This window comes from Bradyrhizobium sp. USDA 4451, assembly GCF_054822585.1.
This window is the reverse complement of the sequence record NZ_JBTRCH010000001.1, coordinates 4,093,832-4,107,932: the sequence shown is the minus strand read 5'-3', so window position 1 is coordinate 4,107,932 and position 14,101 is coordinate 4,093,832. Positions and strand designations below refer to the sequence as shown.

The 14,101-nt window shown below is 64.8% G+C and carries 13 protein-coding genes; 8 read left to right on the top strand and 5 right to left on the bottom strand.

Translation table 11 applies throughout. The features are described 5' to 3' along the window. Positions 1–52: 52 nt before the first annotated feature. From ACVMB0_RS19010 to ACVMB0_RS18995, 4 genes are all read left to right on the top strand, one after another. Complete coding sequence (locus ACVMB0_RS19010; protein WP_456798552.1) at positions 53–907, top strand: VOC family protein; 855 nt, start codon at positions 53–55, stop codon at positions 905–907. A 171-nt stretch (positions 908–1,078) separates the two neighbouring features. Beyond that, the gene (locus ACVMB0_RS19005; RefSeq protein WP_461347273.1) at positions 1,079–2,401 is read left to right on the top strand and encodes an ABC transporter substrate-binding protein; all 1,323 of its coding nucleotides are present in this window, start codon (positions 1,079–1,081) and stop codon (positions 2,399–2,401) included. Beyond that, positions 2,398–3,339, top strand: a complete 942-nt coding sequence (locus tag ACVMB0_RS19000) for a carbohydrate ABC transporter permease (protein WP_456756146.1) — start codon at positions 2,398–2,400, stop codon at positions 3,337–3,339. Before ACVMB0_RS19005 ends, ACVMB0_RS19000 begins: the two co-directional genes overlap by 4 nt. Further along, complete coding sequence (locus ACVMB0_RS18995) at positions 3,336–4,160, top strand: carbohydrate ABC transporter permease (protein ID WP_456756147.1); 825 nt, start codon at positions 3,336–3,338, stop codon at positions 4,158–4,160. The genes ACVMB0_RS19000 and ACVMB0_RS18995 overlap by 4 nt, the downstream gene beginning before the upstream one ends. A gap of 158 nt (positions 4,161–4,318) precedes the next feature. Here the strand turns inward: ACVMB0_RS18995 and ACVMB0_RS18990 are convergent, their stop codons facing one another. After that, entirely contained in the window at positions 4,319–4,996 is a 678-nt protein-coding gene (locus ACVMB0_RS18990; protein WP_461347272.1) for a cysteine hydrolase family protein, read from the bottom strand. A gap of 285 nt (positions 4,997–5,281) precedes the next feature. Here ACVMB0_RS18990 and ACVMB0_RS18985 point away from each other — a divergent pair, with 285 nt between their 5' ends. Then, a complete protein-coding gene (locus ACVMB0_RS18985; RefSeq protein ID WP_461347271.1) occupies positions 5,282–6,295 on the top strand; it encodes a formamidase in 1,014 nt (337 codons plus the stop codon). A gap of 13 nt (positions 6,296–6,308) precedes the next feature. Here the strand turns inward: ACVMB0_RS18985 and ACVMB0_RS18980 are convergent, their stop codons facing one another. Beyond that, on the bottom strand, positions 6,309–7,361 hold the full coding sequence (locus tag ACVMB0_RS18980; protein ID WP_461347270.1) for a YeiH family protein: 1,053 nt from the start codon (positions 7,359–7,361) through the stop codon (positions 6,309–6,311). 86 nt (positions 7,362–7,447) lie between these two features. Here ACVMB0_RS18980 and ACVMB0_RS18975 point away from each other — a divergent pair, with 86 nt between their 5' ends. Further along, positions 7,448–8,419 (top strand): LysR substrate-binding domain-containing protein, encoded by a 972-nt coding sequence (locus ACVMB0_RS18975; protein WP_461347269.1) that lies wholly within the window; start codon positions 7,448–7,450, stop codon positions 8,417–8,419. Here ACVMB0_RS18975 and ACVMB0_RS18970 read toward each other — a convergent pair. The 3 genes from ACVMB0_RS18970 to ACVMB0_RS18960 all read right to left on the bottom strand — a co-directional run bounded on the left by ACVMB0_RS18970 (position 8,367) and on the right by ACVMB0_RS18960 (position 11,513). Further along, positions 8,367–8,588, bottom strand: a complete 222-nt coding sequence (locus ACVMB0_RS18970) for a hypothetical protein (RefSeq protein ID WP_224924305.1) — start codon at positions 8,586–8,588, stop codon at positions 8,367–8,369. The genes ACVMB0_RS18975 and ACVMB0_RS18970 overlap by 53 nt on opposite strands. Before the next feature lie 141 nt (positions 8,589–8,729). Then, complete coding sequence (locus ACVMB0_RS18965) at positions 8,730–9,968, bottom strand: ATP-binding protein (RefSeq protein ID WP_461347268.1); 1,239 nt, start codon at positions 9,966–9,968, stop codon at positions 8,730–8,732. Between the two features lie 273 nt (positions 9,969–10,241). Continuing rightward, a complete protein-coding gene (locus tag ACVMB0_RS18960) occupies positions 10,242–11,513 on the bottom strand; it encodes an allantoate amidohydrolase (RefSeq protein WP_461347267.1) in 1,272 nt (423 codons plus the stop codon). 371 nt (positions 11,514–11,884) lie between these two features. Between ACVMB0_RS18960 and ACVMB0_RS18955 the strand changes: the two genes are divergently transcribed. Next, positions 11,885–12,994, top strand: coding sequence for a BMP family ABC transporter substrate-binding protein (locus ACVMB0_RS18955; protein ID WP_456756155.1), 1,110 nt, complete (start codon positions 11,885–11,887; stop codon positions 12,992–12,994). Continuing rightward, positions 12,991–14,100 (top strand): ABC transporter permease, encoded by a 1,110-nt coding sequence (locus ACVMB0_RS18950; protein ID WP_456798562.1) that lies wholly within the window; start codon positions 12,991–12,993, stop codon positions 14,098–14,100. Before ACVMB0_RS18955 ends, ACVMB0_RS18950 begins: the two co-directional genes overlap by 4 nt. The last annotated feature ends 1 nt before the right edge of the window (position 14,101 follow it).

The following is a 14,101-nucleotide window of genomic DNA, read 5'->3' as shown; positions in this document are numbered from 1 at the left end:
GAAAAAGATCATGCTCACGTGAAGCCTCCTATTCAAGCCGGGAAGACAACAAGTGGCACTCAAAAACGTCATCGGAATCGATCACGCCGTGGTCATGGTGAAGGACCTCGACAAGGCGGCCGAGAACTACAAGCGGCTCGGCTTCACCGTGTCGCCGCGCGGCACCCATAGCGCGCATATGGGATCGGGCAATTACACCATCATGTTCGACCCCGACTACATGGAATTGCTCGGCGTGCTGACGCCGACGGAACACAATGCGCCGGCGCGCGCCTTCCTGGAGAAACGCGGCGAAGGCATCGAGCGCATCGCGTTCACCGCGGTGGATTCCGCCGAAGGTGCCGAGGAGATCCGCGCCCGCGGCTACACACCGATCGGACCGACCGATTTCGAACGCCCGGTGACGCTGCCGAACGGTACGGTCTCCGCGGCGAAATTCCGCACCTTCCAGTGGCCGACCGCCGAAGCACCCGGCGGGGTCCGCATCTTCGCCTGCCAGCACAAGACCCGCGAGACGGTGTGGATTCCCGAACTGATGACGCACGCCAATGGGGCAAAACGCCTCAAGCAGGTGTTGATCGTCTCGCCCGATCCAGCAACGGACGCCGCGCATCTGTCGAAGATGATCGATATCGCAGTGAGAAACGATCCCGACGGCGCGGTCGCGGTACCCTCAGGCGGTGATCGCGCCGACTTCGTGTTCCTGACCAGGGATCAGCTCGGTAAACGTTATCCCGGCGTATCGCTGGATGGCCTGTCCGATCGCGGCGGCGCCGGCCTCGTGATCGCGGCCGATCTCGCCGCGACCGAGAAGGCGCTGGGCGCGACCGGCGTGAAGAGCAGCAGCGGCATCACCGTGCCGCCGGCTGCAGCGAACGGCACCCTGCTCGCCTTCGTCCAGGCCTAGCTGCCACTTCCCGTCATCCCGCGCAAAGGCTTCGCCTTTGCGCGGGGATTACGGGCTTAGGAGGATGCGCGGCGCGACGTTATGCAGCGGCGCCGCGCTCGTGGGGGCTAGGCAGACGACGTTCACACGCTAGTATCTCTCCCAAACAAGAAGCAGTCCTGGGAGAGAAACATGTCGCATCACCTGATCTCGCGCCGGCAGATGCTGGCCGGCACCGCTGCCGCCGGCGCGGTTGGATTGACCGGATTTCCGGCCCGCGCCGAGGTCAACTGGAGGAAATATTCCGGCACCACGCTCGAAGTCAGTCTCGCCAAGGGACCGCGCGGCGACAATCTGCAAAAATACATCAAGGAATTCACCGAGCTCACCGGCATCAAGGTGGAATCGGAGCAGGTCCCCGAGCAGCAGCAGCGCCAGAAATGCGTGATCGAGCTGTCCTCGGGCAAGCCGAGCTTCGACGTCGTGCATCTCAGTTATCACGTGCAGAAGCGGCAGTTCGAGAAGGCCGGCTGGCTCGCCGACATGTCGGGCTATCTGAAGGATCCGAGCATGACGCTGTCGGACCTCGTCGAGAGCGATTTCTCCGCCGCCGGCCTGCAATATGCGCGCAACGACAAGGGCCAGATGCTGTCGCTGCCGTGGTCGGTCGACTATTTCATCCTCTACTACAACAAGGAGCTGTTCCAGAAGAAGGGCGTCGAAGTCCCGAAGACGCTGGACGAAATGGCGGTCGCCGCCGAGAAGCTCACCGATCCCAAGGAAGGCATCTACGGTTTCGTCGGCCGCGGCCTGCGCAACGCCAATATGGCGATGTGGACCAATTTCTATCTGAACTATGGCGGCGAATTCCTCGACGCCAAGGGCAACATCCTGACCGACGGCCCCGAGGCGATTGAGGCGACCAAACTCTATCAGCGGCTGCTGACCAAATGCGCGCCGCCCGGCGTCGCCGGCTTCAACTGGATGGAGTCGATGGCTTCCTTCACGCAAGGGAGGTCGGCGATGTGGATCGACGCCGATGGCTGGGCCCCGCCGCTGGAGGACCCCGCCGCCTCGCGCGTCGTCGGCAAGGTCGGCTACACGCTGGTGCCCGCCGGTCCCAAGGGCAAATTCTCCTCGACCTATGGCGACGGCGTCGGCATCGCCGCCGCCAGCAAGAACAAGGAAGCCGCCTATCTGCTTTGCCAATGGGTGGTCTCGCGCGGACAGGGCGCGCGCCTGCTGCAGGCCGGCGGTGGCGTGCCGTTCCGCAACTCCATCGTCGACGATGCCGAGGTCGCCAAGGGCGTGAAGACCAAGGAGTGGCTGCAATCGGTGGTCGAGTCCGCCAAGATCTCCAAGCTCGGCCTGCCGGTGATCATCCCGGTCGCCGAATTCCGCGACATCGTCGGTGCGGCGCTGACCGCGACGCTGTCGGGCGCCGACCCCGCCACCGAGCTGAAGAAGGCGCACGAGCAATTCCGCCCCATCCTGGAGCGTAGCGAAAAAGCGTGAGCGTGGTGACACAAGGTTCGCCGGCGGCAACGACCGAGAACGTTGCGCCGGCGCGTGAATGGCGTCCGCCGTCCTACTGGCCGTTCGTGATCCCGGCGCTCGTCGTGGTGCTGGCGGTGATCATCTTTCCCTGGGTGTTCACGATCTGGATGAGCCTGCAGGAGTGGAAGGTCGGCTCGCCCACCGTGTTCGTCGGGCTCGCCAACTATCTGCGGCTGCCGACCGATCCGCGGTTCGTCGAGGCGGTCGGGCACACGCTGTCCTACACCGCGCTGTCGGTGGTGCTGCCGCTGCTGTTCGGCACGCTGGCCGCTGTGGTGTTTCACCAGAAATTCGCCGCGCGCGGCTTTCTGCGCGGCATCTTCATCATGCCGATGATGGCAACGCCCGTGGCGATCGCGCTGGTGTGGACCATGATGTTCCACCCGCAGCTCGGCGTGCTGAACTATCTGCTGTCGCTGGTCGGGTTGCCGCCACAGCTCTGGGTGTTCAACCCGACGACGGTGATCCCGTCGCTGGTGCTGGTCGAAACCTGGCAATGGACACCGCTGGTGATGCTGATCGTGCTCGGCGGCCTCGCCGCGATCCCGACCGAACCCTATGAGAGCGCACAGATCGACGGCGCCAATTTCTGGCAGGTGTTCCGCTTCATCACGCTGCCTTTGATCATGCCGTTCCTGTTCATCGCCGGCATGATCCGGATGATCGACGCGGTGAAAAGCTTCGACATCATCTTCGCGATCACCCAGGGCGGACCGGGCTCGGCGTCGGAGACCATCAACGTCTATCTCTACAGCGTCGCCTTCGTCTATTACGACCTCGGCTACGGCTCGGCGATCGCGGTGGTGTTCTTCCTGCTGATCGTGGCGCTGGCGGCGCTGCTGCTCTACCTGCGCAAGCGCCTGCTGTGGACGTCGCAGCTCGGGAGCGAGGCATGAACCCGCGTCAGATTCTCGGCCGGATCGGGCTGTGGCTGTCGGTGTTGGTCATCGTCTCGCCGGCGATCCTGTTCTTCCTCTGGATGGCCTCGCTGTCGCTGAAATTCGAGATCGACAACGCCTCCTATCCGCCGGTGTTCTTCCCCGAGCACGTCGCCTGGAAGAACTATGCCGACGTGTTCGCCTCGAATCGTTTCCTGAGCTATTTCACCAACAGCCTTGTCGTCACCGGCTGCGCCACGGCGCTTGCGATGCTGGTCGGCGTGCCCGCGGGCTACGGCATTGCGCGGATGGCGGCGCATAAATCCGCGATCGTGATCCTGATCGCGCGCATCACGCCGGGCCTGTCGTACCTGATCCCGCTGTTCCTGCTGTTCCAGTGGCTCGGCCTGCTCGGCACGCTGGTGCCGCAGATCATCATTCACCTCGTGGTGACGGTGCCGATCGTGATCTGGATCATGATCGGCTATTTCGAGACCACGCCGCTGGAGCTGGAGGAGGCCGCGCTGATCGACGGCGCCACGCGCTGGCAGGTGTTCCGCCATGTCGCGCTGCCGATCGCCAGGCCCGGCCTCGCGGTCGCCTTCATCCTCGCGGTGATCTTCTCCTGGAACAATTTTGTGTTCGGCATCGTGCTGGCCGGGCGCGAGACCCGGACGCTGCCGGTTGCGGTCTACAACATGATCTCGTTCGACCAGCTGAGCTGGGGCCCGCTCGCCGCGGCCGCGTTGATCGTGACCGCGCCGGTGCTGCTGCTCACGGTGCTGGCGCAGCGGCAGATCGTCGCCGGGCTAACGGCGGGGGCGGTGAAAGGCGGCTAGACGAATATCGAGTTGTCGGCCGTCGCAGGGCGGCCCACCAAATATCGAAGAACAACCCCATGCAAAGGAGCCGGCGGCGGCCGGCGGTCGACCAGGCAACTTGACATGTCGGGCAACTCAGGGATTATATTCTAATATTCCGAAATGTCGCAGGGCCACTAACCAGCCAGCCCCGCCAGCACCGCGGCTGAATCGGTGACCCAGCCGAAAATGCCGCCCTGGGCCTTGATCATCTTCAGGCCCATCTCATGGAATTCCGGGAAATAGGACGCGCAACCGTCCGAGATCACGATGCAGCGATAGCCGCGGTCGTTGGCCTCGCGCACCGTGGTGTTGACGCAGACTTCGGTGGTGACGCCGCAGACCAGGAGATTTTCGATGCCGTATTTCCTGAGGATGTCACCGAGCTCGGTGGCGTAGAATGCGCCCTTCCCCGGCTTGTCGATCACGATCTCGCTCTCGAGCGGGTAGAGCTCGGGAATGATGTCGTGGCCGGCCTCGCCGCGGATCAGGATCCGTCCCATCGGCCCGGGATCGCCGATCCGAAGCGACGGCGCGCCGCGCTCGAGCTTGGCCGGCGGCGCGTCCGAGAGGTCGGGCAGATGACCCTCGCGGGTATGGACCACCAACAGCCCAGCATCGCGCGCCGCCGCAAGCACTGCTGCGATCGGCTGCACCGCGCGGGCAAGCCGGCTGACGTCATTGCCGAGGGTCTCGCCGAAACCGCCGGGCTCCATGAAATCGCGCTGCATGTCGATGATGACGAGCGCCGTCTTGCTCCAGTCGAGTGTGATCGGCGCCGGCTCGGCCACGATGATCCCGCCTGAATTTGCCATGACGCACACCCCGAATGCGAGAAAGCCCTATCGTGATTAAGCAAACCGCGTGCCATTGCGCAATGATGTGGCGGTCGCCCGCAACTGCCCGAAATGCCCCGCATCTCAATTGCTTGAGACACGCGCGCGGCCGTTCGCCCTGCCCGGTTCTCATCCGCTTGATTTGCGCATCGCTTGATCCTGCTGGCATGATCGTTGCTAGCTAAGAGCTGGCCGGGAGCCCGAACGAGCGGCGACGAACGTTCGCGAAATGGCAGCCGATTTCAAACAAGCGGGAGGACAGGCATGAATGGACTTGGCGGCCTCAACAAGTCACCCAACGGCGTGGTGATCGGACTGGTGCAGCTGCAACTGCCCGTGGTCGCGACCAAGGCCGATCTGGCGCGGCAGACCGAGCGCATCGTCTGGATGGTCGGCAAGGCGCGGCGCAATCTCGCCACCATGGATCTGGTCGTGTTCCCCGAATATTCGCTGCACGGCCTCTCGATGGATACCAATCCGGAGATCATGTGCCGGCTCGACGGCCCCGAAGTCGCGGCTTTCAAGAAGGCCTGCATCGACAACAGAATCTGGGGCTGTTTCTCCATCATGGAGTTCAACCCGCATGGCAATCCCTACAATTCAGGGCTGATCATCGACGATCACGGCGAGATCAAGCTGTACTACCGAAAATTTCATCCCTGGATTCCCGTCGAGCCGTGGGAGCCGGGCGACATCGGGATTCCCGTGATCGACGGGCCGAACGGCGCGAAGATCGCACTGATCATCTGCCACGACGGCATGTTCCCGGAAATGGCGCGCGAATGCGCCTACAAGGGCGCCGAGATCATGATCCGCACCGCGGGCTATACCGCGCCGATCCGCGACAGCTGGCGCTTCACCAACCAGGCCAACGCGTTCCAGAACCTGATGGTGACCGCCAATGTCTGCATGTGCGGCTCGGACGGCTCGTTCGACTCGATGGGCGAGGGCATGATCGTCAATTTCGACGGCAGCATCGTCGCGCACGGCACCACGGGACGGGCCGACGAGATCATCACCGCCGAGGTGCGGCCCGACCTCGTGCGCGAGGCGCGGATCAACTGGGGCGTCGAGAACAACATCTATCAGCTGTGGCACCGCGGCTATGTCGCGGTGAAAGGCGGCGCGATGGATTGCCCCTACACCTTCATGCAGGACATGGTGTCGGGCCGCTTCCGTCTGCCCTGGGAAGATCAGGTCAAGATCACGGACGGCACGTCCTGCGGCTTCCCCGCACCGACACGAATGTTCGGCAAGACCGCGAAGGCGGCCGAGTAGCCGCCGCAGCTGGCTACTTGAAGAAATGCACGAGGCCGATGCTCAAGGCTAGCAGCAGCAGCAGCGACAGCGTGACCGCGGCCGTCACCCGGCCACCGACGGTGGAGAGCACGCGCACGTCGACGCCGAGCCCGAGGGCGGCCATCGACACCACGGTGAGGATCGCGGCCGTCCTGGTCACCGGCGCGATCGCGATGTCCGGCACAAGCTGGAACGAGCGCAGCGCGGCCAGCACCAGGAAGCCGATGATGAACCAGGGCACCAGCTTGAACGGGCTGATCGCGGCGGCTTTCGCAGCCCCCTTGCGCCGCCGCGCGACGAGCAGCGAGAGGCCGACCACGATCGGGCCGAGCATCAACACCCGCACCAGCTTCACCAGCGTGCCGATCTGGGTCGAGACGATGCCGGCCGGCACGGTCGCCGCCAGCACCTGCGGCACGGCATAGACCGTGAGCCCGGCGAGGATGCCGTATTGCGTCGCGGTCAGCTTCAGCAGCGGAATCAGGAGCGGCAGGCCGAGCACCATCAGCACGCCGAGAATGGCAGTGAACGAGATCGATGAGGCGATGTCGTCGCCGTCGGCCTCGATCACCGGCGCCACCGCCGCGATCGCGGAATTGCCGCAGATCGAATTGCCGCAGGCGATCAGGATCGCGAGCTTTGTCTTCAGACCGAGCAGCCGGCTCAGCCCATAGCTCACCGCCAGCATGATCACCACGGTCACCGCGATGGCGCCGATCAGGAGCCCGCCCGACGCCACGATCGCGGCAAAGCTGATGGAGGCACCGAGCAGCATCACCGCGACCTCGAGCAACTGCTTGGCGCTGAAGGCGATGCCCGAGCGCCAGCGCTCCGACGGCTCCCAGAGGGTGCGCACCGCCATCCCGAGCAGGATCGCGACGACCAGGGCCTCGATATAGGGATGGTCGAAAAGGCGCTCCTCGGCGGCCTGGATGCCGAGCGAGATGACCGTGACCACCCCGCAGAGCAGGATGCCGGGAATGAGCAGGAATATGCGCGTCAGCGCCCCCTGCCTCTCGCCCTGGTCTTGTTGTTGTTCCGGCACGAAATCCTCTTTTCGGAGAAGATTTTATGCGCCGGAGCGGGTCTCTTGGCTAATATATTTTCGGACTGCCCCGATAGAGAGAAGTTATGTCCCTCAACCTGCATCTGCTCCGCTTGTTCGCGGCCGTGGCGAAAACCGGCAGCTTCTCCCGCGCCGCCGACCTGCTGCACATCAGCCAGCCGGCGATCTCGAAGGGAGTGCGGGATTTCGAGCTGCAGGTCGGCTGCCGGCTGCTCGACCGCACCCCGAAGGGCGTGCGCCCGACCCGCGAGGGCGCGGCGCTGGCCCGCCATGCCGAGACGCTGTTCGCGGCCGAGCGCGCCGCCGAGGACGAGTTGCAGGCGCTGCGCAACCTCGACAGCGGCTCGCTGCGGATCGGCGCCAGCACCACGATCGCGACCTACATGATCCCGCAATATCTCGGCGTGTTCCACCGCGCCTTTCCCGGCATCGACCTGCATGTCGTCAGCGCCAACACCTCTGATATCGCCGCGTTGATGCTGGGGCATGAGATCGAGATCGCGCTGGTCGAGGGGCCGGTCGAGGACGAGGCCCTGACCAGCGCAGCCTGGCGCACCGACGCGATGGTCTTGATCGCAGCGCCCGATCACCGCTACGCAAGCGCCACGGGACCAATCGATGTCCGCCACCTCAACGACGAGATCCTGATCGTGCGCGAGCCCGGCTCCGGCACCCGCGAGGTGGTCGCGCAGGCGCTCGCCGCCCACCGCGTCGAGCCGCAGCGCACGCTCGAGATCGGCAGCACCGAGGCGATCAAGCAGGCGGTGGCATCAGGCGTCGGCGTCGCCATCGTGTCGATCGCGACCATCGACGATCAGGTGAAGCTCGGAAAGCTGAAGGTGATCCCGATCAAGGGCGTCCATATCGAACGCACGCTATGGCAGCTCAAATCGCCCGGCCGGCTCGACGTGCCGGCGGCGGTGGCGTTCGAGGGGATCATTCGGGAGACGACGACTGCGAAGACGGCACCGCGGATGCCGGAGGCTAGAGCGCGGCAAACAGACCCTGCGCCCAGGCAACGGCATGCTCGAAGCTGAACACGCCGGGCTCGAAATAGACGGCGCGCGCCAGCACAATGCCGACCACCAGCACCCAGAACACGCTGGTGCCCGCGGTCTTCAGCCATTTCGACACGCCCTCGCTCGCGGCTGACGAATCGACTGGGGGGACCGGCTCACCGAAGGGATCGAATGCGGATTGGCTCATCTCGTGACCATCAGGGATTACCGTGACAATGTCGCGACGGTGGGGGCGGAAGCAAGGGTCGTGGAATGCCTTTTGCGCCGGTACCTTGGAAGGACGTTTTCCGGGCCGGAGGCCGGGGAGGATTTCCTTCTCAGGCCCCTATCAATGATCGGTCCCGCGCTGCGGCGCCACCCTTGGCAGCGTGATCCGCACGCTGGTCCCCATCCCCGGGACGCTGTCGAGATCGATCTCGCCGCCCAGCCGATTGGTGACGATGTTGTGCACGATGTGGAGGCCGAGCCCGATACGGCCGATGTCGCGGCGGGTGGTGAAGAACGGATCGAAGGCCTGCCGCAGCACGTCGCGGTCCATCCCGCAGCCATCGTCGGCGAACAGGATCTCCACCCGGTCCACGCCTGACGCGCGCAGCCGGATCGTGATGGTGCCGCGTCTGCCGTCCGGAAAAGCATGCTCCACCGCATTGACGAACAGATTGGTCAGCGCCTGGCCCCAGGGACCGGGATAGCTGTTCATCGCCACACCCGACGGGCAATCGACCGCGAGTGCGAGGTTGTTCTTCGGCAGCACCGGACGCAGATTCGAAAGCACCTGCTCGGTCACCTCGCCGAGATCGAACGCGCTGCGGTCGAAATAGCTGCGATCGACGGCCACCTGCTTGAATGACTGCACCAGATCCGCGGCGCGCTTGAGATTGCCGACCAATAGCGACGACGCGCTTTCGACCACCTCGATGAAATCGCTCAGGGTCGAGCGCTTCAGCTTGCCGCGCGCCGCTTCGGCGGCGAAGTCCGCGCATTTCTGCTCCAGCACCGAGGCGACCGTGAGGCTGGTGCCGACCGGGCTGTTGATCTCGTGCGCGACGCCGGCCACCAGCCGGCCGAGCGCCGCGAGCTTCTCCGCCTCGATCAGCGATGCCTGGGTCTCCTGCAAATGATGCAAGGCCTTCTCGGCCGCATCGCGCGCGGCACGGATCTCACGCTCGCTGCGCTTGCGATCGGTGATCTCTTCGGCCGCCACGTTGACGCCGACGATGTTGCCGTTCGCCCCGCGCTGCGGATGCCAGTGCGTGATCCAGCAGCGCTCGTCATTGTGGCCCGGGCGCTGGCCGTAAACCTCGACGCCGGTGACGGGTTCGCCGGTCTCCATGATCGAGCGAACGATGTCTTCGACCGCGGTGGCCAGCGCAGGCACGCAATCATGCACCGTGCGTCCGAGATGACCTTCGACCGAGATGCCGCAGATCTCGGTGAGGCGCTGATTGATCTGGAGGTAACGGCAATCGGGCGAGAGGTACGCAAGGCCGATTGGTGCAGTGTCATAGATCAGCTGCAGCGCCGGTTGCTTTGGGAACTGAACGTCCTGGACGACGGACGACCGCATGTCCTCCCCCTCCCCAATCGGCGCAAGTCTAGCGCTTCAGGGCCGGGGCGCAAATAGCCGCAGCTGAGCCGGAAATGACGGTCTGACCTGTCCGGATTCGACACGGGTCTGCGGCGTGCTGACGCAAGGTGGAACGCCATCTGGACCGTCATCCTGAGGTGCGAGCGGAGCGAGCCTCGAAGGGTCGACGGCCCAACTGTGGCCGTGCATCCTTCGAGGCTCGCTCCGCTCGCACCTCAGGATGACGGTTCAGATGGCATTGGCGCTGCAGCTTCAGCTATTCACGGTAGCGTGCGGACGAAAATTCTCGATCAAGCGCAGCAGCACCCGCGCGCCGGTGTCGGCGTCGGCGAGCTCGACATGCTCCGCCGGATTGTGGCTGATGCCGCCGCGGCAGCGCACGAAGACCATGCCGATATCGGCGATGTCGACCATCGCCATCCCGTCATGGCCGGCGCCGCTCGGCAGCTCGAACACGGCATGGCCTTCGGCGGCGACCGCCTCGGCGATCTGCGCTTTCAGCCACGGCGCGCAGGGCACGCTGCGGTTCTCGTGAGTGATGTCGATCTGCAGGGCGAGCTCGCGGCGCTTGGCGATCGCCTCGATCTGCCGCACGATGTCGGCGACGGCGCGCTTGCGATGCATGTCGCTCTGCGAGCGGATGTCCATGGTAAACGACACCTTGCCCGGAATCACGTTGGTGGCGCCGGGCATGGCATTGATGTAGCCGACGGTGCCGACCAGGCCCTGTTCGTCGGACTTGCAGAACTGCTCGATCGCAACGATGCATTCGGCCGCGCCCGCAAGCGCATCGCGCCGCAGCGGCATCGGCACGGTGCCGGCGTGCCCGGCCATGCCGGTGAGACTGGCGGCGAGTCGCGTCGCGCCTGAAATCGCGGTGACGACGCCGACCGGCAGCGCCTTCTCCTCAAGCACGGGGCCCTGCTCGATATGCAGCTCGACATAGCCGAGCAGCTCGCGGCGGGCGCGCGCCGCTCTGCCGATGTGATCGGGGTCGAGCCCGAAGGCGATCAGCGCATCGCGCATCGTCGTTCCGGCGCGATCGCTTGTGTTGAGCACGCTCTCGTCGAACGTGCCGGCCACCGCGCGGCTGCCGAGCAAGGTCGAGGCGAAGCGCACGCCCTCCTCGTCGGCGAAGCCCACGATCTCGATCGCGAACGGCAGCCGCTTGCCGCGCCGGTTCAGCTCGGCGACGCAGGCGATCGCGGTGATGACGCCGAGCGGGCCATCCCACCGGCCGGCGTCGCGCACGGTGTCGTAATGCGAGCCGAGCATCAGCGCCGGCAGGCCCGGCCGCTCGCCCTCGTAGCGGCCGCAGACATTGCCGATCGCATCGAGATGCGCGCGCATGCCGGCCTCGCGCATCCAGGACAGGATGAGATCGGCCGCCTTGCGGTGCTCGGGCGTGAGGAAGATTCGCGCCAGATGCTCCGGCGTCTCCGAGATCGTCGCGAGCTGATTGATCCGGCCCACGATCTCGTCACCAAGAGGGGACGATTTCGAGGACGGTTTTGTCTCGCTCATACTGTTTCCCATCAGTCCAATCCGGCGCCGCAGCCCGCTTCACTCGTAGCAGGCCCAGTCCGATTCACCAGCCGGCAAATCGTGCGCCGTGAGCTGGTCACAAGCGGGCTCGCATCGGCCGCCGGCCGGTTAGCGACTGCTTAACGGCATTGCATACAACAACGATTGATCGCTCACAAAATAGGCAATCCGATCTTGATCAGCTTGCAGGCAGCCGCAGGTGAATATCCGTTCTCTTTCATATTCAATTACTTATGGAACCATGATTACCAAACGTGCTCTGGCACGAAGCTTGCGACATTCCGTCAAGCGTCGCCGTTACGGCGGCCGCGACAAGGGCAGGCGGGCCGGCCCGCCGGAGGGAGCAGGCGATGGATTTTGGCAGGATTTCACGAAGGCATTTATTGCAGGGAAGCGCGGCATTGGCGCTCGGCAGCACGCTCGGTGTTCGCGGCGCGGCGGCGGCGGAAACCACGGTCGGCTTCATCTATGTCGGGTCGCGCGACGATTACGGCTACAACCAGGCGCACGCGCAAGGCGCGGCGGCGCTGAAGAAGCTGCCCGGCATCAAGGTGGTCGAGGAAGAAAAGGTGCCGGAAACCGATGCGGTCGAGAAGACGATCGAGTCCATGATCAATCTCGACGGCGCCTCGCTGCTGTTTCCGACCTCGTTCGGCTACTACAACCCGCACGTTCTCAAGATGGCGGCCAAGTTTCCGAAGATGCACTTCGAGCATTGCGGCGGCCTGTGGTCCGAGAAGGACCCGAAGAACGCCGGCAGCTATTTCGGCTACATCGACGAGGCGCAATACATCTCCGGCATCGTCGCCGGCTATTCGACCAAGAGCGGCAAGCTCGGCTTCGTCGCCGCCAAGCCGATCCCGCAGGTGCTGCGCAACATCAACGCGTTCACGCTCGGCGCGCGCCTCGCTAACCCGAAGGCCACCACGCAGGTGATCTTCACCGGCGACTGGTCGATGCCGGTCAAGGAGGCCGAGGCGACCAACAGCTTGATCGACCAGGGCGTCGACGTGCTGACCTGTCACGTCGACGGACCGAAGACGATGGTCGAGAACGCCGCGCGCCGCGGCGCGATGGTATGCGGCTATCACGTCAACCAGTCGCCGCTGGCGCCGAAGGCCTATCTCACCGGCGCCGAATGGAATTGGGAAGCGCTCTATCCGAAATTCGTCAAGATGATCGTGGCTGGAGAAGCGATCCCGAACTTCTATCGCGGCGGCCTGAAGGAAGAGATCGTCAAGGTCTCGCCCTATGGCGAGATGGTCTCGGCGGAAGCGCGCAAGCATGCCGACGACGTCAAGGCCAAGTTCATATCGGGCGAGTATACGATCTTCAAGGGTCCGATCGCCGACAACAAGGGCAAGACCGTGATTGCCGGCGGCACCGATCGCGGCCAGCAGGATCCCGAACTCGAGAAGATGGACTATCTCGTCGAGGGCGTGATCGGAGCCACCGCGTGACAACCGAGGCGGCGGAATCGGTGGAGGCGGCCGGCGTTGCTCCGGCCGCCGATGCCGGATTCCTCCAGCGCCATGGCGCAAGCATCGAATACATCCTGATCCCGGCTGCTGCGCTGATCGGCGCGCTCGCGGTGTTCGGCGGCTTCATTGCGCTCTACGGCAAGAACCCGCTCGATCTCTATTTCTACATGTATTACGGCGCATTCGGCACCGCCTTCTCCTGGCAGAATACGCTGACCCGCGCCGCGCCCTTGATCCTGACCGCGCTGTGCACGGCGCTGCCGGCGCAGCTCGGCATGGTGATCATCGGCGGCGAAGGCGCGCTGCTGATCGGCGCATTGTCGGCGACATCGGCGGCGCTGGCCCTGCAGGGCGCCGCGCCGATCGTGGTGCAGATCGCGATGGTGATCGCCGGGATGATCGGCGGCGGGCTGTGGATCGCGCTGTCGGGCGGCCTGCGGCAGTATCGCGGGGTCAACGAGACGATCTCGAGCCTGCTGCTGGTCTATATCGCGCTCGCGATCCTCAACCATCTGGTCGAGGGACCGATGCGCGATCCGGCGAGCCTCAACAAGCCGTCGACGCGCGAGATCGGCGCCGCCAACATGATCGGCAGCATTCCCGGCACCGACGTGCATTGGGGACTGGTGTTCGGCCTCGTCGCGGCCGTTGCCGCCTACATCCTGATCTATCACACCACCTTCGGCTTCGCCGCGCGGGTGGCCGGCGGCAACATCCGCGCCGCCAAGATCGTCGGGCTTTCGGTCGGCAAACTGATCATGACCGTGTGCTTCCTCGCCGGCAGCTGCGCCGGGCTTGCCGGCATGATCGAGGTCGCGGCCGTGCAGGGCCGCACCAATGCCAACCTCGCCGCAGGCTACGGCTTCACCGGCATCCTGGTCGCATTCCTGGCGCGGCAGAATCCGCTCGCGATCATTCCGGTCGCGATCCTGCTCGGCGGCATCTCGGCCTCCGGCGGCCTGTTGCAGCGGCGGCTCGGTCTGCCCGACGCCTCGGTGCTGGTACTGCAAGGCATCATCTTCGTGTTCGTGCTGGCAAGCGATGCGCTCTACGGGCGGATCGGCTTCCTGAAGGGAAAGTCCTGAC